The following is a 17,895-nucleotide window of genomic DNA, read 5'->3' as shown; positions in this document are numbered from 1 at the left end:
CAGGCGGATTTCCTAGCGGAAACATTCTTGCAAAAATGATGTTCCAAATGAGCATACGCGACGTCGGCGTGCGCTAACGTGACGATTTTGCCCTGTTGCAGGCGCACACCAGCCGGTATCAACGCTGCGAGAGCATAGAGGGGGAGTCGCCCTGGGGCGGCTTACCGTTTGTTAAGGAGAGAACGCAAAATGAAGGTACTTGTGCCTGTCAAACGCGTGATTGACTACAACGTGAAAGTCCGCGTCAAAGCGGACGGCAGCGGTGTCGATCTCGCCAACGTCAAAATGTCGATGAACCCCTTCGACGAAATCGCCGTTGAAGAAGCCATCCGCCTGAAGGAAGCCGGGAAGGCTGACGAGGTTGTTGCGGTTTCGATCGGCGTGAAGCAGGCCCAGGAAACCCTGCGCACCGCGCTGGCGATGGGTGCGGACCGCGCCATCCTGGTGGTTGCTGCCGACGACGTGCACACCGACATTGAGCCGCTGGCGGTTGCCAAGATCCTGGCCAAAGTGGTCGAGGAAGAGCAGCCCGGCATCGTGCTCTGCGGCAAGCAGGCAATCGACAACGACATGAACGCCACCGGCCAGATGCTGTCGGCGCTGTTGGGCTGGTCCCAGGGCACCTTTGCCTCTGAGCTGGACATCGAGGGCGAGACCGCCAAGGTCACCCGCGAGGTCGACGGCGGCCTGCAGACCATTTCCGTGAAGATGCCCGCCATCATCACCGTGGACCTGCGCCTGAACGAGCCGCGCTATGCGTCGCTGCCGAACATCATGAAGGCGAAGAAAAAGCCGCTGGACGAGAAAACCGCCGCCGACTACGGCGTCGACGTCACGCCGCGCCTGGAAATCGTCGAAACCAAAGAACCGCCGGCACGCGCCGCAGGCATCGTGGTTGGTTCCGTCGACGAACTGGTTGAGAAACTTAAAGAAGCGGGGGCTGTGTAATGGCTGTTCTTCTCCTTGCTGAAGTGACCGACGGCGCGCTGGCGCTGGACGCAACCGCCAAAGCCGTTGCCGCAGCCTCCAAACTGGGCGACGTGACCGTTCTGGCCGCTGGCGCCTCTGCTGCTGCGGCTGGCGAAGAAGCTGCCAAGATCGCAGGCGTTGCCAAGGTCCTGGTTGCTGAAGACGCGTCGCTGGGCCACCGCCTGGCGGAGCCGACCGCGGCCCTGATCGCCGGCCTGGCCTCCGACTATGAGCACATCGTTGCGCCGGCCACCACCGACGCCAAGAACGTGCTGCCGCGCGTCGCGGCCCTGCTGGACGTGATGGTGATCTCGGACGTGTCCGGCGTTGTCGACGGCAACACCTTCGAGCGCCCGATCTATGCCGGCAACGCGATCCAGACCGTGAAGTCGAACGACGCCAAGAAAGTCGTCTCCTTCCGCACCGCGTCCTTCGACGCGGCCGGCGAGGGCGGTTCCGCATCCGTGGAAACCATCTCTGCCGCTGAAAACCCGGGCCTGTCCGAGTGGGTCGAAGACAAGGTTGCCGAAAGCGACCGTCCCGAGCTGACCTCGGCCGGGATCGTTGTCTCCGGCGGCCGTGGCGTTGGCTCCGAGGAAGACTTCAAACTGATCGAAAACCTGGCCGACAAGCTGGGCGCGGCAGTGGGCGCATCCCGCGCCGCGGTCGACTCGGGCTATGCCCCGAACGACTGGCAGGTTGGCCAGACCGGCAAGGTTGTTGCCCCGGACCTGTATATCGCTGTCGGCATCTCCGGCGCCATTCAGCACCTGGCCGGCATGAAAGACTCCAAGGTCATCGTGGCGATCAACAAGGACGAAGAAGCACCGATCTTCCAGGTTGCGGACTTCGGCCTGGTTGCCGACCTGTTCGAAGCCGTCCCGGCGCTGACCGAAAAGCTGGGCTAAGCCCTGCTGGACCGCTGAAAAACACAAAGGCCCGCCATTTGGCGGGCCTTTTTCAGTTCCCAGAGCTGGCGCTATTTCTCCGGGAGCAACGGCTCCAGGCGGGCCGACAGGGCCTCGGCGATTCGCAGATGCTCCTTGGGGCCGATCATGTGACGCGCTGCCGGCAGCTCCATCTGGCCGAAGACCATGCCGGCGATGTCATGCGCCGCCGCAGCGGATTCGGCCCGGAACTCCAGGATCCCCTGCACCTTTGGACGCAGCGCATCAGCCATTGAACGGTCCACCAGTACCGGCTCTTCCGGGAAACCGGTGTCGGCATCCAACTGGTAGCGCAGCCACAGCAGCAGAACACGGCCGTCCAGCGCTTCGATAAGGGTGCTCATCCGTTCTACCCAGCTGCGCTGCAGCTGTTCGCGCACCTGTTCGAACCGCTGGCCGGAGATGTCCCGGAGGGTGCAGAGCAGATGCTTGTTGAAGTGGAATTCGGTAAAGTCCACCTCCGGATACAGCGTCTTGAGCGCTGGCTTTGCCTGCAGGAAGCGGTCATTGCGGCGCGGATGCACCCGGTAATACGGGTTTGAGATGTTCTGCGCGCCCAGCATCTGCATCACCGAGATCTGCGCGTCCCTGGCGATGCCGATCAAGGATTCGTCCTGCGCGAAACTGTCCAGCCCGGCGTTCACACTGCCCAGGTTGATGCAATCCACGCCAAGCCGGCTTTGCAGGGAGTCGACAAAGGGAAATTCAACGAATCGCCCGTACACTTCGGTTCCACCAAGAAAGGCAACATAAGGCGCATCCAAAGACCGTTGCGGCCCCCGCACCAGCAGCCTGGATTGCCCATATCTGCATGGTTCCCCCGAAAGCGCCCCCGCGCTTTTGAGTTCATAGCTCATTTCACCACCAATTTTTCACCCGAGACTCACTCTGGAGGCGAAGCATTGCAATTTCCCTAAAGTGAGAATTTGCCTCAAATCCGACCAAGCTGCTCTTGTGCCCGCCCTTCCCCGGCCAGTAAGGTTGCGGCAGATATTTCAGGAGCCTGAGGCATGGAAATTCAGAAGGTTGGTGTGATCGGCGCCGGGCAGATGGGCAATGGTATTGCCCATGTCATGGCGCTTGCCGGGTATGATGTCGTGCTGAATGACGTCAGCCAGCAGGCGCTGGACGCCGCGCTGAGCCTCATTCACAAGAACATGGCCCGCCAGGCCAGCAAGGGAAAGATCTCCGAGGACGACGTGCAGGCAGCATTGGCACGGATCGTGCCGTCGCTGACGCTGGCCGATGTCGGCGCGACCGATCTGGTGATCGAGGCCGCCACCGAACGGGAAACCGTCAAGCAGGCCATTTTCGAGGATCTGCAGCCACATCTGAAACCGCACACGATCCTGACGTCCAACACGTCGTCGATCTCGATCACCCGTCTGGCCAGCCGGACCGACCGGCCGGAGCGCTTTATGGGGTTCCACTTCATGAACCCGGTGCCGGTGATGCAGCTGGTGGAGCTGATCCGCGGCATCGCCACCGATGAGCCGACGTTCAAGGCGTGCCAGGATGTGGTGGCGCGGCTGGGTAAGACTTCTGCCAGCGCAGAAGACTTCCCGGCGTTCATCGTCAACCGCATCCTGATGCCGATGATCAACGAGGCGGTCTATACGCTGTATGAGGGCGTGGGGTCGGTGAAGTCGATCGACGAATCGATGAAGCTGGGCGCCAACCACCCGATGGGGCCGCTGGAGCTGGCGGATTTCATCGGGCTGGACACCTGCCTGGCCATCATGAACGTGCTGCACGACGGGCTGGCGGACACCAAATACCGCCCCTGCCCGCTGCTGACCAAATATGTCGAGGCCGGATGGCTGGGCCGCAAGACCCAGCGCGGATTCTACGACTACCGTGGTGAAACCCCGGTGCCGACACGCTGATCCTGAGCGGCGGAAGGGGGGCGCTGCCCCCTCTTGGCCTCGCGGCCAATTCACCCCCGGGATGTTTTCAGCCAGATGAAGAGGCGGACCTGCGTCGCGCCTGTTTTTCAGCCCTGCTTGCCGAGGCTGAGCGTATGCTCGCGCAGCCAGGCCATGAAGCCGCGCGGGTCGCTGTGCAGCTTTTCCATCTGCGCGTCGGTCAGCGGTTTGCCGACCACCGGCGCCTGCGGCTTGTTGCAGGAGCGCACGATTTCATGCAGCAGGAGGCCCTGGCGCAGGATCGGAGAGATCTGGCAGGCGATCTGGTACCAGCGCGAGTTTGAGCCCGGGAAGTAAATCGGCACCACCCGGGCGCCGGAGCGGCGGATCAGCTGGGCGGTGAAGACATTCCATTCACGTTCGATGGCCGGCCCGAACCAGCTGTCGGACGACATCACCACCCCCGAGGGGAACAGTGCCACGGCGCCGCCGTCCTTGAGAAACGCCATGGTCTTGGCGCGCATGTCGACCATCTTGCGCTGCGCGTCGGGGTCATGCGGGAAGGGTACCGGGATCATGAAAGAGGTCGCGGCCTCATCCAGCCCGGTCAGCACCGAGCGGGTCAGAATGCGGTAATCCAGGCGGCGGCGGCCGATGAGGTCGGCGAAGATCATGCCGTCGACCATCCCGTGCGGGTGGTTGGCGACGATCACCACCGGACCGTCGGCGGGGATATTTTCGATCTGCTCCTGCGGCGTCTGCAGTTCGATGCCCATGGTGTTGAGGGCCCCGCGCCAGAACTTCTGGCCGCGGTATTCGGCGTTCTGCTTTTCGAATTTGCTGACCATGCGCAAAATCGTCAGCTTGCCGGTCAGCCATTCGATGGTCTTTATCGCCAAGGAGGTCCAGCGGTCATCGAAGGAGTTGGCATAGGTCAGCGTGCGGCGGTCATAGACCTCGCCCGTCTGCTCAGCGGTATCAGATGCGATGCCGGTGTTCCTGTCGTGTGCGGTATCCGCCAATGTGCTCTTCCCGTTCCGCTGCCGGCGCGGGCCTAGTAGCCCTCGCCGAACTTGTCGGCCACCAGGGCCTCCAGCGCATGCGCCAGCGCATCAGCATCGGGCCCCGAAGTCTCGACGTCAATAGTCGTTCCTTTCGAGGCTGCCAACATCAAAAGGCCCATAATGCTGTCACCGGAGGCGGACAGCCCGTCCTTTATCACTTCAGCCGAGGCGTCAAACCCTTCCACCACCTCCACCAGCTTGGCCGAGGCCCGGGCGTGCAGCCCTTTTTCGTTGATGATTTTCAGCGTCTTCAGAGCCATTTAGTGTGCCTGCTCCCCGTCAGGGTTTACGTTTTGCGCGTTGATATACTTGCGCCCGGCCTCCATGGCCTGCCGGACCGCGTCGGCCACCGGCAAGTGGCGGGATTTTGCCAGTTTGATCAGCATCGGCAGGTTGGCTCCATAGAGAATGCGGCGGTCAGGCGGTGCGCAGGCCTTGAGGCTGAGGTTGGAGGGCGATCCGCCGAACAGGTCTGTCACAACCACAACGCCGCCGCCGGTGTCGACTTCATTGGCCGCCACGCAAATCTCGTCCTGCTTGCCCTCCCGGTCGTCATCGGGACCGATGGCGATGGCCACCAGGCTGGGCTGCGGACCCACAACGTGTTCCACCGCGGCGAGGTACTCCTTCGCCAGCCCGCCATGCGCTACGATCACAATCCCGATCAACCCGGCCTCTCACTTTTTCGCTGGCCTTGCAGCTCGCGGTGTCTAATTGACACTTGCTGGCCGTCTTCTGCAAGGGCCTTGGCCAGGGATTCCGCCATCGTCACCGATCTGTGCTGGCCGCCGGTGCAGCCGAAGGCGATGGAGAGATGCGACTTCCCCTCGTCCCGGTAGGCGGGCAGCAGCAACCGGGTCATATCCAGCACCCGGGAGAAGAACGGCTCATAAAGAGGGTCTGCCTTGACGTAGTCCTGAACCGCCTGGTCCTCGCCGCTCAGATGCCGCAGCGCCGGCTCCCAATAGGGGTTTGCCAGGAACCGGCAATCGAACACCATGTCGATCCCATGCGGCATCCCGCGTTTGTAGGAGAAGCTTTGCACCGACAGCGCCAGCGCCCTGCCCTCCGGCGCGAACCAGCGTTCGATCTCGGCCTTCAGCTGGTGGACGTTCATCTCCGATGTGTCCAGCAGGATATCGGCGCGGTCGCGGATCGGCGCCATCAGGTCAAGTTCGCGGCGCACGCCCTCGCCCGGAGATTCGGCGGGCGCCAGCGGGTGGCGGCGGCGGGTTTCCGAATAGCGGCGCAAGAGCACGTCAGGCTGCGAATCGAGATAGAGAACAGTCAGTTCCGCCTCACGGCGGCCGGCCAGCATGTCGATCACATCCAGCAGCGCCCGCGGCGAGAAATCCCGGTTGCGGCTGTCAAGCCCCAGCGCCATCGGCCGCGGCTCGGCGGCAGCATCAATCAAGCCGGGCAGCAGCCGCAGCGGCAGGTTGTCGATGGCCTCGAAACCGAGATCCTCCAGCACGTTGATGGCTGTGGTCCGCCCGGCGCCCGATGGGCCGGTCACCAGAACCACAGGCACCGCCTTCTTGCCGGGATCAGGCATCGGGGTCCAAGGCTCCGCATCTGAGGAATTGCATCAGCGCCGGGGCGAAATGGGCGCCGTCCACACGTTTCAGGCGGATCACCTCCTGCTCCAGCAGCCGGGCGGTCTGGCGCACCGGCAGCCGGTCGGTCTCCGTTTCGTCCAAGTCCACCAGCGCCACCACAGGAACAGGGCTGCGGATCTGGGCGTGAAGAAGCCCCATGCAGCGGGCCTCAACCAGGCCGCGGATCGGCTCCGGCGCGCTGGCAACGACCTGCGCGTGCAGGAGCTGCAGCAGCACCCGGTCATCGGCGACCAGCTGGGCGCCATAGGCCATCAGCTGCAGCGCCAGCGCCGACTTCCCCTGCCCGGAGGTACCGGTGATCAAAAGCCCCCGCCCCTCCAGTGCGACGCAGGAGGCATGCAGGATGAGGCTTTCCGTATCAGGCATGATTTACACCGGCAGGCCGACCACAAAGCGCGCGCCCAGAGGTTCAGAAGTCACATCAGCCTCGGTCGGGCGGATATTCTCGGCCCAGATGACACCGCCATGCGCCTCGACGATCTGCTTGGAGATCGCCAGGCCCAGGCCGGAGTTATTACCGAAATGCTCCACCGGGCGCTGCGAGTAGAAGCGTTTGAAAATCTTGGACAGCGCCTGGTCCGGGATGCCAGGGCCGGTGTCCTCGACCACCACCAGCACCCGGTTGGCGCGGCGGCGCGCCCAGACGCGGATTGCGTCGCCCTCCTCGCAGAAGGAGATGGCGTTGGTGATCAGGTTGACGAAGACCTGCGCCAGCCGGGCTTCCAGCCCCTGCAAGCGGATGGGCTGGGCCGGCAGATCGGTGATATAGTCGATCCCCTTGGCGCGGGCGTCTTCGCCCAGGTACTGGTTCAGATTGCCCAGCATGGCCAGCAGGTCGAAATCCTCTTCCTCCTCCTTGACCAGCTCGGCGTCGAGCCGCGAGGCGTTGGAAATATCGCTCACCAGACGGTCCAGGCGGCGCACGTCGTGTTCGATCACATCCATCAGCTTCTCGCGCTGATCGTCGCGCTTGACCATGCGCAGGGTGCCGACGGCGGACTGCAGGCTGGCCAGGGGGTTCTTGATTTCATGCGCCACATCGGCAGCGAACTGTTCGTTGCTGTCGATGCGGGAATAAAGCGCCTTGACCATGCCGCGCAAGGCGCGGCTGAGGCGGCCGATCTCATCCGGGCGGGCGGAGAGGTCGGGAATGCGGATGCGGCCCGGGCTGGACCTGCGGCTGCCGCGGTCGCGGCCCAGTTCAGCGGCCTCGGCCAGATCGGCCAGCGGATTGGCGATTGTGGAGGCCAGCACCAGGCTGAGGCCGACCGAGACCAGCAGGGCAACGACGAACATCTGCAGCACCCGCTCCTGCTCGCCGCGCACCAGGGCGTCCACTTCGCCGGTGGGCGATGTCAGTGCAATCACACCGACAGCCTGCCCGTTGTGGAGGATCGGGGTTGCCGCCGAAATCACCCGGCTGCCGCTGGTGTCGACCACGGTTTCAACCCCGGTGCCGCCATTCATTGCCCTGTCGACCAGCCCGCCCAGCCGCTCTTCCAGCGCCGGGCCGGAGCTGCCTGTGCTGCCGGCAGGCGCAGTGCTGCCGCCGGCAATACCCCACAGGGCGGACAGCGCATCGCTGATCAGGGTCCGGCTCCTGCCGCTGTCATTCAGCACATTCAGGGCATCGCTGCGGTCGATTCCCTTGATGCTGGAAATCAGATTGCCTGTGGTGTCGAAGACAAAAGCCTCGACGCCGCCGCGCAGGCTGAGCCGGGCCAGCGTGTCCTCGGCCCGAATGCCATCACCGGCGGCAAAGCTGACCGCGCCTGCGGCAGGCATTTCCGCCTCGAACACATCTGCAGCCAGCATCGCCTCAGAGACCAGCGCACCCGCGCGCTGCTGCACCAGGCTTTGGCGCGAGGAATTCAGATACAGAATGCCGGTGACCAGAATGATCAGCGCGATCAGGTTGAAGGTAATGATCTTGCGGGTCAGCGGCGAGCCTTTGAGCGACAGCAGACCGCGGCGCGCGCGTTTGACCTGCATCTCGCGCGTCACGGATTGCTCGGGGGTGACCCAATCCTCCCCCAAGACAACATCGCCGTCCTGCTGGCGTTGCACTATGCTGGTATCGCGCATGCGCGCCCACTCCTCCGGCCGGGGGCTTTTGCCCCGCTCAAACGTGCCGCCTATTCTTCATTATAACGGTAACCGATTCCATAAAGAGTTTCGATTGCCGCAAATTCCGCATCTGCGCTGCGCATTTTCTTCCGCAGACGCTTGATATGGCTGTCGATGGTGCGGTCGTCCACATAAACCTGGTCATCATAGGCCACATCCATCAGCTGGTCGCGGCTTTTGACAAAACCCGGCCGCTGGGCCAGCGCCTGCAGCAGCAGGAATTCGGTCACGGTCAGCGACACATCCTTGCCCTTCCAGCTGACCGCGTGGCGCAGCGGGTCCATCCGCAGATTGCCCCGTTCCATCACCTTGGTCTCCGGGCTGCTGGTGCCGGCGGCATCGCTGCTGATCGCCTCCTGGCGGCGCAGTAAGGCCCGGATCCGTTCCACCAGAAGCCGCTGCGAGAAGGGTTTCTTGACATAATCGTCAGCGCCCATGCGCAAACCCAGCACCTCGTCGATCTCGTCGTCCTTGGAGGTGAGGAAGATCACCGGCATCTGGGTTTTCTGGCGCAGCCGCTGCAGCAGGTCCATGCCATCCATCCGCGGCATCTTGATGTCCAGCACCGCCATGTCCGGCAGCTTCTTGTTGAACGCATCCAGCGCCGCCTGGCCGTCGTTATAGGTTTCGACCTCAAAGCCCTCGGCCTCAAGCGTCATGGAAACCGATGTCAGGATGTTCCTGTCATCGTCAACCAAAGCAATCTTTGACATTGGAATTGCCCCTAATCTGCTCTGTTCTCTGTTTTGTTTTAGCCACTTTCATCGCCGTTCTGATGCGCCGAATCAATCCCATTTGGGGAATCGCCGCGATCTTTGGGCTCCATTGGGGCAAAAATACCTTAGCGTCTGCTGAACAAGCGGGCGCTTTTCCCCATTGCAAATAATGGTTGCGCTAAACATCGCCTTGGTGGCGCTAACTAGGGGAGGCCGGCCTGTTCACCGCCCAAAACGCCATGCTAAGACCCCGCCACCGGCAGCGATGCCGTTTTCTATTGCCCCAATGGCGCAGCCGCGCAGCCTGCGTGCCGCCCGCGCCGCCACAGGAGAAAAAACGCATGACATCTGGACGGGTTAACCCGCAATTCCGCCTCGAAGATCAGGGCATCGAGGGTCTGGGAAATGTCTATTACAACTTCATGGAGCCGGCGCTGATCGAAGCCGCGCTGAAGCGCGGCGAAGGCACGCTGGGCAATGGCGGCGCCTTCCTCGTGACCACCGGCAAATTCACCGGCCGCTCGCCCAAGGACAAACATGTCGTGAAAACCGACAGCGTCCGCGACACCATCTGGTGGGATAACAATGCCGCGATGAGCCCCGAGGGCTTTGACGCACTGTACGCCGACATGCTGGAGCACATGAAGGGCAAGGACTACTATGTCCAGGACCTGGTGGGCGGTGCCGACCCGGCGCATGCGATCAACGTCCGCATGGTGACCGAACTGGCCTGGCACAACCTGTTTATCCGCACCATGCTGCGCCGCCCGGACCGCGAAGACTTGGATGATTTCATCGCCGACTTCACCGTTATCAACTGCCCGAGCTTCCAGGCTGATCCCAAGCGGCACGACTGCCGTTCTGAGACCATCATCGCGATGAACTTCGACCGCAAAATGATCCTGATCGGCGGCACCGAGTACGCGGGTGAGAACAAGAAATCGGTGTTCACCCTGCTGAACTACCTGCTGCCGGAAAAAGGCATCATGCCGATGCACTGCTCCGCCAACCACGCCAAGGGCAATCCGGTCGACACTGCCGTGTTCTTCGGCCTCTCCGGGACCGGCAAGACCACCCTGTCCGCCGACCCCGACCGCGTGCTGATCGGCGATGACGAGCATGGCTGGGCCGACAACGGCACCTTCAACTTTGAAGGCGGCTGCTATGCCAAGACCATCAACCTGAACCCCGAGGCAGAGCCGGAAATCTATGCGACCACCTCCAAATTCGGCACCGTGATCGAAAACATGGTGTTTGACGAGGAAACCAAGGAGCTGGATTTCAACGACGACAGCCTGACCGCCAACATGCGCTGCGCCTACCCGCTGCATTACATCTCCAATGCATCGGAAAGCGCCCGCGGCGGCCACCCGAAGAACATCATCATGCTGACCTGTGATGCGTTCGGCGTGCTGCCTCCGATCTCGCGGCTGACACCGGCGCAGGCGATGTATCACTTCCTGTCGGGCTTCACCTCCAAGGTGGCCGGAACCGAGCGCGGCGTGACCGAGCCGGAGCCGACCTTCTCCACCTGCTTTGGCGCGCCCTTCATGCCGCGCCGCCCCGAGGTCTACGGCAACCTGCTGCGCGAAAAGATCGCCCAGCACGGCGCGACCTGCTGGCTGGTGAACACCGGCTGGACCGGCGGCGCCTACGGCGTTGGCAGCCGGATGCCGATCAAGGCCACCCGCGCGCTGCTGACCGCTGCGCTGGACGGCTCGCTGGCTGAAGCCGAGTTCCGCAAAGACGGCAACTTCGGCTTTGACGTGCCGGTCACCGTGCCGGGCGTGCCGGAAGTGCTGCTGGACCCGCGCCGCACCTGGGATGATCAGGAGGCCTATGACCGTCAGGCGGCCAAGCTGGTGCAGATGTTCTCTGACAACTTCGAGCAGTATCTGCCGTTCATCGACGAGGACGTGAAGGCCGCAGCCATCGGCTGATGCCTTCGAATTCCTCTGAGGAAAGAAAACCCCGGCCTCTGTGCTGGGGTTTTTCACTTCAGGAAACTTATTTTCCAGTAAACACTTCCTTAACCCTTCCGGCGCAAACCTTCCGCAAGCGCAGATTTGCGGCTGTTTTACAGATTTTCGCGCCGCAGCCAGGGAGGGCAGAATGGATAAAGAGGCTTTGACCGTTTTCAACAGCATCTTCAGCACCGGCAGCGCATTTGTGTACCGTTGTGCAAATGACGAGAACTTCACCATGAAATTCATGGCGGGACAGGTTGAAAAACTCTGCGGCTGCCCGAAATCGGATATTCTTGGGAACGCGAAGGTGTCCTACGCCGGCCTGACCCATGCAGATGACATCGACCGCGTCTTTGCCGATGTGGACGCAGCCATTGAAGCGAAAGCGAACTGGGATGTCGCCTACCGGCTCAGCCAGCCCGACGGCTCCGAAGCCTGGGTGCGCGAGCGCGGTAATGCGGTTTATGACGACAACGGCGAAATGGTCTACCTGGAGGGGCTGGTGGTGGATGCTTCGGCCGAGGTCAATCTGCGCAAGGAACTGCAAGAGACCTTGAACCGCACCGAAGAGGCCAATGCCGAGATCATTGATCTGGCGGAAAACATCCTGCGGTCTGTGCAGAAACTGTCCATCCTGGCAATCAACGCCGGGATCGAGGCCGCGCGGGCGGGAAAGGCGGGCCTGGGCTTTGCCTATCTTGCCCGGGAGATCAAGGCGCTAGCGGATGAGAACAACCGCTGGGCCAGCCGCATCACGGATACGATGGCACAGCGCAAGCGCGATGAGGCCCGGGAGGCAGCCGGCCAGGCAAAGGCCGGTTAGCGGGCCACCGATCCAGTGACCATATCCCGCACCTTGAGCGCATAGCGGTCAGTCATTCCGGAGACGAAATCGGCCAGCGAATGCATCGCGGAGTATGCGTCCTCAACTCCGCGCAGGTCCAGATCCACGGCACGGATCAGCTTGGCCCAATAGCCATGCCGCGCCTTCAGTTCGTCAGCGTCCCAGCCGCACGCGCCCAGATCGTCGTAAAGGCCGTGGAAATGGTCCAGCACCGAATGGAGGACCTGGCGCCCGGTGATCTCCAGCTCGGTCTTGCGGCGGGCGACAAAGATCCGCTGCTCTGACAGCTCTTTCAGGCGGGCAAAGGCCTGCGCCTTGGAGGAGACTTCCATCAGCCCGTCGTTAAACTCGCCCATCATGATGGCGTCGTAGTTCTCCACAAACGCCGTCACGGCGGCGTCGATCGACTGGCCGATGGCAAAGGCGCGCAGAAGCCCGATACGGTCGCGCATCGGCAGGCCGCGGTCCTCGTTCGGCTTCCCGACGATCCCTTCCAGCGCCTCGGCCACCTCGGCACGGTAAAGGTCGCCCATACTGGCCGCATCCTCGATATCCAGGATGCGGTAGCAGATGTCATCCGCTGCCTCGACCAGAAAGGCCAGCGGGTGCCGCCGCCGCCAGCCGCCCGGCTCGGCCGGCAGGCCCAGGGCATCGGCGGTCTCCTCAAACAGCTCCGCGTCCGACTGGAAAACGCCGAACTTCTTCAGGCCGACATAGGGCGCCTTGCCGGCGCCCGCCGCCTCATCCCGCACCAGGCGGGTGCAGGGATACTTCATGAACGCGCCCAGCGTCGCATAGCTGAGCCGCAGCCCGCCCTGCTGCTGGGCGTATTCCAAGCGCCCGACGATGCGGAAGCCCTGCGCGTTGCCCTCGAAATGCTCGAACTCGGCGCGCAGGTGCTGCGGCACTTGCGCCGCGATGCCGCGGCCGGACCGGAACTTCGCTGCGAACCAGCCGCCGATGCTGTCTTCGCCGGAGTGGCCAAACGGCGGGTTGCCGATGTCATGCACCAGGCAGGCGGCCTCTGCATGGCCTGCCAGCCGTGCCACCTGATCCGCCTGCAGGCTGCCGCGCTCCACCAGGGCAGCCCCTACGCCCGCGCCCAGCGAGCGGCCCACGCTGGCGGTTTCCATACTGTGGATCATCCGGTGGTGCACGTGGTCATGGTCATGCAGCGGATGCACCTGCGTCTTCTGTGCCAAACGCCGGAACGGCTCCGAAAACAGAATCCGGTCGTAATCCTGCAGGTAGGCCGGGCGTCCCGGTTTCTCGCCATACTCCGGCCGGCACAGCCGCCCGGGGTTCAGCAGCCTGTTCCACTCCATCGCCATGTGCCTGCTCCTTTGCCTGTTTGAGGGCGGTTAAAAGGGAGACAGCTAGGAAATGCAAACGCTTCAGCGCGGCGCGATCCCGGCGGGCTCCAGCTTGTGTTCGGGCTCCACGTGAATCACCGGCTGCACGTCAGGAATGGCGGCGCGCAGGGCGGCCTCGACCCGGTCGCAGATGTCATGGGCAGCGCGCACCGTCATGGCGCCGTCGACCACCATGTGGAACTCGACAAACAACGCACGTCCGGCGCGGCGGGTTTTGAGGCCGTGCACCTGCATCGCGCCATTTGCCGAGGCATGCAGTATCTCCTCGATCCGGGCGCGTTCCTCCGCCGGGGCGGCGGTGTCCATCAGGCCGCCGACGGAAGCGGCAATCACCAGCCAGCCCTCGCGCAGGATGTTGACGCCGACCAGCAGCGCCAGAAGCGGGTCGAGCACGGTCCAGCCTGTTGCCAGGGCCAGCCCCAGGCCGGCCAGAACCCCGGCGGAGGTCCAGACGTCGCTCATCAGGTGGCGGCCGCCTGCGGACAGCGCCGGGGATTTCAGGCGTGCGCCCGCCAGCAGCAGCATCCGCGCCCAAGCAAGATTCACCAGCATCGCCAGCGCGTTCACCACCATGCCGGCAGCACCCCAGTCGGCGGCGGCCGGGCGGGTCAGTGCGCTGATCGCCTCATGCAGGATCACCAGGGCGGCAATCACGATCAGGATGCCCTCGATCACCGCCGAGAAGTATTCAGCCTTGTGGTGGCCGTAGGGGTGGCCCGCGTCCGGCGGCCGCTGGGCATAGCGCACCGCAAACCAGGCCATCACCGCGCCGCCGATGTTGACCAGAGATTCCAGCGCGTCAGACAAGAGCGCCACGGAGCCGGTCATCATCCAGGCGACGACCTTCAGCGCCATCACGGCAAGCGCGATCAGGATGGAGCCGGTTGCCAGCTGTTCTGCGCTGAGCCGTTGATGCATGGCGCCTCTGCCCCTCCCCGCTATATCAGCACGCCGCGGCGCAGCAGGTTCAGCCCCGCAATCAGCAGAACCAGCAGCGTGGCGCGGCGGAACAGCACTTGGTCGATCCGGTCATGCAGAAGCCCGCCGATCCACATGCCCGCCACCGCCGGCAGGATCAGCACCAGCGAGAACGGCGCGGTCTCAGTCCGGATCACGCCAGAGCCGACATGCGCCACCAGCAGCGCCACAGCGCCAAGGCCGTAGATCACCCCCTGCACCCGGATCTGCTCTGTCTTTTCAGTGTTCAAGGCAGTCAGGTAGGCCACGGTCGGCGGGCCCCAGACACCGGACACGCCGCCGATCAGGCCCGCGATGCCGCCCACCATCGCCTCGCTGCGGCGGGTCGGATTGGTGATTGAGAACGTCTTTCCCATCAGCTGGATGCAGGCAAAGACCGTGACCGGCAGACCGATCACCAGCAGCAGCGCCTGCTGCGGCAGCAGCCGCACGGACTGGGCACTGAGCAGCAGGCAGACCAGGCCGATCAGCAGGAACACCCGGAACTTGCGGATCGAGGCCAAGGCCGCCGCAGGCCCCTGGCGCAGCGCCTGCATGCCGTTGGTGACCAGGGTCGGCAGAATCAAACCAGCCAGCGCCAGGTCCGGCGCCAGAAACAGGCTGAGGCCGGAGATGAAGATCATCGGCATGGCAAAGCCCACCAGGCCCTTGACCGTGCCGGCCAGCAGCGCGATGCCAAAAGCCGCTGCCAGCTCTGCCGGGGAGAGAAACGAAAACAGTGCCGTCATACCTCCGCTCTACCACATCCGCAGCGTGCTGCACGGGCAAAATCAACACGCAAGATTTGATCCAAACGACGCACCCCTGAGTATTTTTGTTGCGCTGCACCTGCAAAATGATTTACCACCGGGCGACCGAATAAGGATCTGATTCATGGCCCACGACGGACAGGACTTGCATATGAAACCGACTCTCATTCCCGACCTGCTGGCGCTGACCGCCGCCGCACTGGAACCGCTGGACCAGCTGCTTGAGGCCGCGCGCGCCTCCGTCAAGGACATGGTGAGCAGCGACGGCCGTGTGTCCGGCAAGCTGATCGAGGAAAATCAGGTCGCGGCGCACGGGCTGTCGTGGCTGGCGACCTATGTCTACTCGCTGAGGCAGATGCAGAAATGGGCCGAGAAGCTGCAGGGCGAGGGCAAGTTCGGCGAGATGGAGCAGCTGCTCCACCAGATCGGCTTTGGCGAATACCTGTGGCAGGTCTATGGCGGCATCCAGATGAACCAGGGCGAGATCATCCGCCTGCAGGACCTGGGCCTGAACCAGGATGCCCAGCGTGCGCTGATGGTGCCTGCAGTGATGACGCTGTGCGAGCAGGGCAACAGCCAGGCCGCGCGCACCCGGCTGGTGCAGCTGATGGAGGAGCAGGCCGGCTCCACCGTGTTCGGCGCCTCCGGCCTGGAGGAAGAGCTGGAAATGATCCGCGACCAGTTCCGCCGCTATGCGGTGGAGAAGGTCGAGCCGCACGCCCACGAGTGGCACCTGAAGGATGAGCTGATCCCGATGGAGGTAATCGAAGAGCTGGCGGAGATGGGTGTCTTCGGGCTGACCATCCCGGAGGAATACGGCGGCTTCGGCCTGTCCAAGGCCTCGATGGTGGTGGTTTCCGAGGAGCTGTCGCGCGGCTATATCGGTGTTGGCTCGCTGGGCACCCGCTCTGAAATTGCGGCGGAGCTGATCCTGTGCGGCGGCACCGAGGAGCAAAAAGCCAACTGGCTGCCGAAGCTGTCCAGCGCTGAAATCCTGCCCACTGCTGTTTTCACCGAGCCGAACACCGGCTCCGACCTTGGCAGCCTGCGCACCCGCGCAGTCAAGGATGAGAACGGCGATTACAAGATCACTGGCAACAAGACCTGGATCACCCACGCCGCCCGCACCCATGTGATGACCCTGCTGGCGCGCACTGACCCGGACACCACCGACCACCGCGGGCTGTCGATGTTCCTGGCAGAGAAAACGCCGGGCACAGACGAGCACCCCTTCCCGACCGAAGGCATGACCGGCGGCGAGATCGAGGTGCTGGGCTACCGCGGCATGAAGGAATACGAGCTGGGCTTCGACAATTTCCATGTGAAGCAGGAAAACCTGCTGGGCGGCGAGGAGAACAAGGGCTTCAAACAGCTGATGGAGACCTTTGAATCGGCCCGCATCCAGACTGCGGCCCGCGCCATCGGTGTGGCGCAGTCGGCGCTGGATATTGCCATGCAGTATGCGCAGGAGCGCAAGCAGTTCGGCAAGTCGCTGATCAATTTCCCGCGCGTCTCCGGCAAGCTGGCGATGATGGCGGTGGAAATCATGATCGCCCGCCAGCTCACCTATTTTTCGGCCTGGGAAAAGGACCACGGCCACCGCTGCGATCTGGAGGCCGGCATGGCCAAGCTGCTGGGCGCGCGGGTGGCCTGGGCTGCGGCCGACAACGGGCTGCAGATCCACGGCGGCAACGGCTTTGCGATGGAATACAAGATCTCCCGCGTGCTGTGCGATGCGCGTATCCTCAACATCTTTGAAGGCGCCGCAGAGATCCAGGCGCAAGTGATCGCCCGCCGCCTGCTGGGCTGACCGCCACTTGTTACTACCGCAGGGGAGCAATCCCCTCCTTGCCCGGCGTTCGCGCCGGGCTTTTTCTGTCCAGCTAAGTGCCGCGCCCCGAACGCTCAGCCTGGAAACGCAGCGCAAAATGAACCTGTTTCCGATTCTGGTCATTCGCTCCTGAGCGAAAGCCGTCTAACAAGGGGGCATGTCACTCCTGCGCTGCCTCCTTCTGTCCTGTCTGCTCCTGTTGTCCGCCTGCGGCGATACGGTGCCGGCGGGCCAGTCCCCGCGCATTCTGGCCATGGGGGATTCCCTGCTGGCCTGGCACAGACTGGCGGGAAAATCCATTCCGGACATGGTGGCGCGGGAATTGCAGGAGCCTGTGGTGGACCGCTCTGTCTCTGCCGCGCGGATCATTTACAAGCTGCCCGTTTCCGGCGCCGCCGGGATGAACATCCGCAAGCAGTACACGTCCGGGGAATGGGACTGGGTGATCGTGAACGGCGGCGGCAACGACCTGTGGTTCGGCTGCGGCTGCTTTGCTTGCGACCGGAAGATGGACAAGCTGATCTCGGCTGACGGGCGCAGCGGGGCCATCCCGGCCATACTGTCAGACCTGCGCGCGACCGGTGCCAGGATCATTTACGTCGGCTATCTGCGCAGCCCCGGTGCTGGCTCGCTGATCGAGCACTGCCGGGATGAGGGGGACGAACTGGAAACCCGCATTACCCGGCTGGCAGAGCTGGACGCGGGCATCTTCTTTTTGTCGAACAGGGACTTGGTGCCTCATGGCGACCGCTCCTACCACGCGCCGGACATGATCCACCCGTCAGTCAAGGCCAGCGGCGAGATCGGCCGCAAGGTCGCCGAGATTATCCGCGCAAACTAAAGGGG

General features: G+C 63.4%; 18 protein-coding genes. 7 read left to right on the top strand and 11 right to left on the bottom strand.

From position 1 onward, the window contains the following. Positions 1–189 precede the first annotated feature (189 nt). Both ACTRWG_RS20635 and ACTRWG_RS20630 read left to right on the top strand, forming a co-directional pair. Positions 190–948 carry an electron transfer flavoprotein subunit beta/FixA family protein gene (locus ACTRWG_RS20635; protein WP_027235557.1) on the top strand — a complete coding sequence of 253 codons (759 nt, stop codon included), beginning with the start codon at positions 190–192 and terminating at the stop codon, positions 946–948. Then, complete coding sequence (locus ACTRWG_RS20630) at positions 948–1,877, top strand: electron transfer flavoprotein subunit alpha/FixB family protein (RefSeq protein WP_027235558.1); 930 nt, start codon at positions 948–950, stop codon at positions 1,875–1,877. Before ACTRWG_RS20635 ends, ACTRWG_RS20630 begins: the two co-directional genes overlap by 1 nt. Before the next feature lie 71 nt (positions 1,878–1,948). On the opposite strand, the gene ACTRWG_RS20625 is transcribed toward ACTRWG_RS20630, so the two are convergent. Next, entirely contained in the window at positions 1,949–2,773 is an 825-nt protein-coding gene (locus ACTRWG_RS20625; RefSeq protein ID WP_259958094.1) for a DUF6473 family protein, read from the bottom strand. A 153-nt stretch (positions 2,774–2,926) separates the two neighbouring features. On the opposite strand from ACTRWG_RS20625, the gene ACTRWG_RS20620 reads away from it, so the two are divergent. Beyond that, on the top strand, positions 2,927–3,802 hold the full coding sequence (locus ACTRWG_RS20620; RefSeq protein ID WP_259958093.1) for a 3-hydroxybutyryl-CoA dehydrogenase: 876 nt from the start codon (positions 2,927–2,929) through the stop codon (positions 3,800–3,802). A gap of 107 nt (positions 3,803–3,909) precedes the next feature. Here ACTRWG_RS20620 and ACTRWG_RS20615 read toward each other — a convergent pair whose 3' ends face one another. From ACTRWG_RS20615 to ACTRWG_RS20585, 7 genes are read right to left on the bottom strand one after another with little or no spacing between them, the layout of a single operon-like run. Then, positions 3,910–4,803, bottom strand: coding sequence for a lysophospholipid acyltransferase family protein (locus tag ACTRWG_RS20615; protein WP_027235561.1), 894 nt, complete (start codon positions 4,801–4,803; stop codon positions 3,910–3,912). Between the two features lie 32 nt (positions 4,804–4,835). After that, positions 4,836–5,105: an HPr family phosphocarrier protein gene (locus ACTRWG_RS20610; RefSeq protein WP_027235562.1), complete on the bottom strand. Its 270-nt coding sequence runs from the start codon at positions 5,103–5,105 to the stop codon at positions 4,836–4,838. Then, positions 5,106–5,513 carry a PTS sugar transporter subunit IIA gene (locus ACTRWG_RS20605; RefSeq protein ID WP_027235563.1) on the bottom strand — a complete coding sequence of 136 codons (408 nt, stop codon included), beginning with the start codon at positions 5,511–5,513 and terminating at the stop codon, positions 5,106–5,108. Then, positions 5,510–6,400 (bottom strand): RNase adapter RapZ, encoded by an 891-nt coding sequence (rapZ, locus tag ACTRWG_RS20600; protein WP_027235564.1) that lies wholly within the window; start codon positions 6,398–6,400, stop codon positions 5,510–5,512. Before rapZ ends, ACTRWG_RS20605 begins: the two co-directional genes overlap by 4 nt. Beyond that, positions 6,393–6,830 carry an HPr kinase/phosphorylase gene (locus ACTRWG_RS20595; RefSeq protein ID WP_027235565.1) on the bottom strand — a complete coding sequence of 146 codons (438 nt, stop codon included), beginning with the start codon at positions 6,828–6,830 and terminating at the stop codon, positions 6,393–6,395. Before ACTRWG_RS20595 ends, rapZ begins: the two co-directional genes overlap by 8 nt. 3 nt (positions 6,831–6,833) lie before the next feature. After that, entirely contained in the window at positions 6,834–8,549 is a 1,716-nt protein-coding gene (locus ACTRWG_RS20590; protein WP_027235566.1) for a sensor histidine kinase, read from the bottom strand. 50 nt (positions 8,550–8,599) lie between these two features. Then, positions 8,600–9,304: a response regulator transcription factor gene (locus ACTRWG_RS20585; protein ID WP_027235567.1), complete on the bottom strand. Its 705-nt coding sequence runs from the start codon at positions 9,302–9,304 to the stop codon at positions 8,600–8,602. A 344-nt stretch (positions 9,305–9,648) separates the two neighbouring features. Here ACTRWG_RS20585 and ACTRWG_RS20580 point away from each other — a divergent pair, with 344 nt between their 5' ends. Together ACTRWG_RS20580 and ACTRWG_RS20575 are read left to right on the top strand one after the other, a co-directional pair. Next, positions 9,649–11,247 carry a phosphoenolpyruvate carboxykinase gene (locus ACTRWG_RS20580; RefSeq protein ID WP_027235568.1) on the top strand — a complete coding sequence of 533 codons (1,599 nt, stop codon included), beginning with the start codon at positions 9,649–9,651 and terminating at the stop codon, positions 11,245–11,247. Between the two features lie 172 nt (positions 11,248–11,419). Further along, positions 11,420–12,097, top strand: coding sequence for a methyl-accepting chemotaxis protein (locus ACTRWG_RS20575; protein WP_051357774.1), 678 nt, complete (start codon positions 11,420–11,422; stop codon positions 12,095–12,097). Here the strand turns inward: ACTRWG_RS20575 and dgt are convergent. The 3 genes from dgt to ACTRWG_RS20560 form a co-directional block, all read right to left on the bottom strand. After that, positions 12,094–13,449, bottom strand: coding sequence for a dGTP triphosphohydrolase (gene dgt, locus ACTRWG_RS20570; RefSeq protein ID WP_209320201.1), 1,356 nt, complete (start codon positions 13,447–13,449; stop codon positions 12,094–12,096). The two genes, ACTRWG_RS20575 and dgt, sit on opposite strands and share 4 nt — an antisense overlap. A gap of 63 nt (positions 13,450–13,512) precedes the next feature. After that, positions 13,513–14,409, bottom strand: a complete 897-nt coding sequence (locus ACTRWG_RS20565; protein ID WP_462829872.1) for a cation diffusion facilitator family transporter — start codon at positions 14,407–14,409, stop codon at positions 13,513–13,515. Positions 14,410–14,429: 20 nt separating this feature from the next. After that, positions 14,430–15,197 carry a sulfite exporter TauE/SafE family protein gene (locus ACTRWG_RS20560; protein WP_462829871.1) on the bottom strand — a complete coding sequence of 256 codons (768 nt, stop codon included), beginning with the start codon at positions 15,195–15,197 and terminating at the stop codon, positions 14,430–14,432. Between the two features lie 145 nt (positions 15,198–15,342). Here ACTRWG_RS20560 and ACTRWG_RS20555 point away from each other — a divergent pair, with 145 nt between their 5' ends. Next, the gene (locus ACTRWG_RS20555) at positions 15,343–17,028 is read left to right on the top strand and encodes an acyl-CoA dehydrogenase family protein (protein ID WP_462829870.1); all 1,686 of its coding nucleotides are present in this window, start codon (positions 15,343–15,345) and stop codon (positions 17,026–17,028) included. Positions 17,029–17,206: 178 nt separating this feature from the next. After that, positions 17,207–17,890, top strand: a complete 684-nt coding sequence (locus ACTRWG_RS20550) for an SGNH/GDSL hydrolase family protein (RefSeq protein ID WP_462829869.1) — start codon at positions 17,207–17,209, stop codon at positions 17,888–17,890. Positions 17,891–17,895 lie beyond the last annotated feature (5 nt).

This window comes from Leisingera sp. G5_S3_59_S7 (genome assembly GCF_054968485.1).
This window is presented reverse-complemented; position numbering and strand designations above follow the sequence as displayed.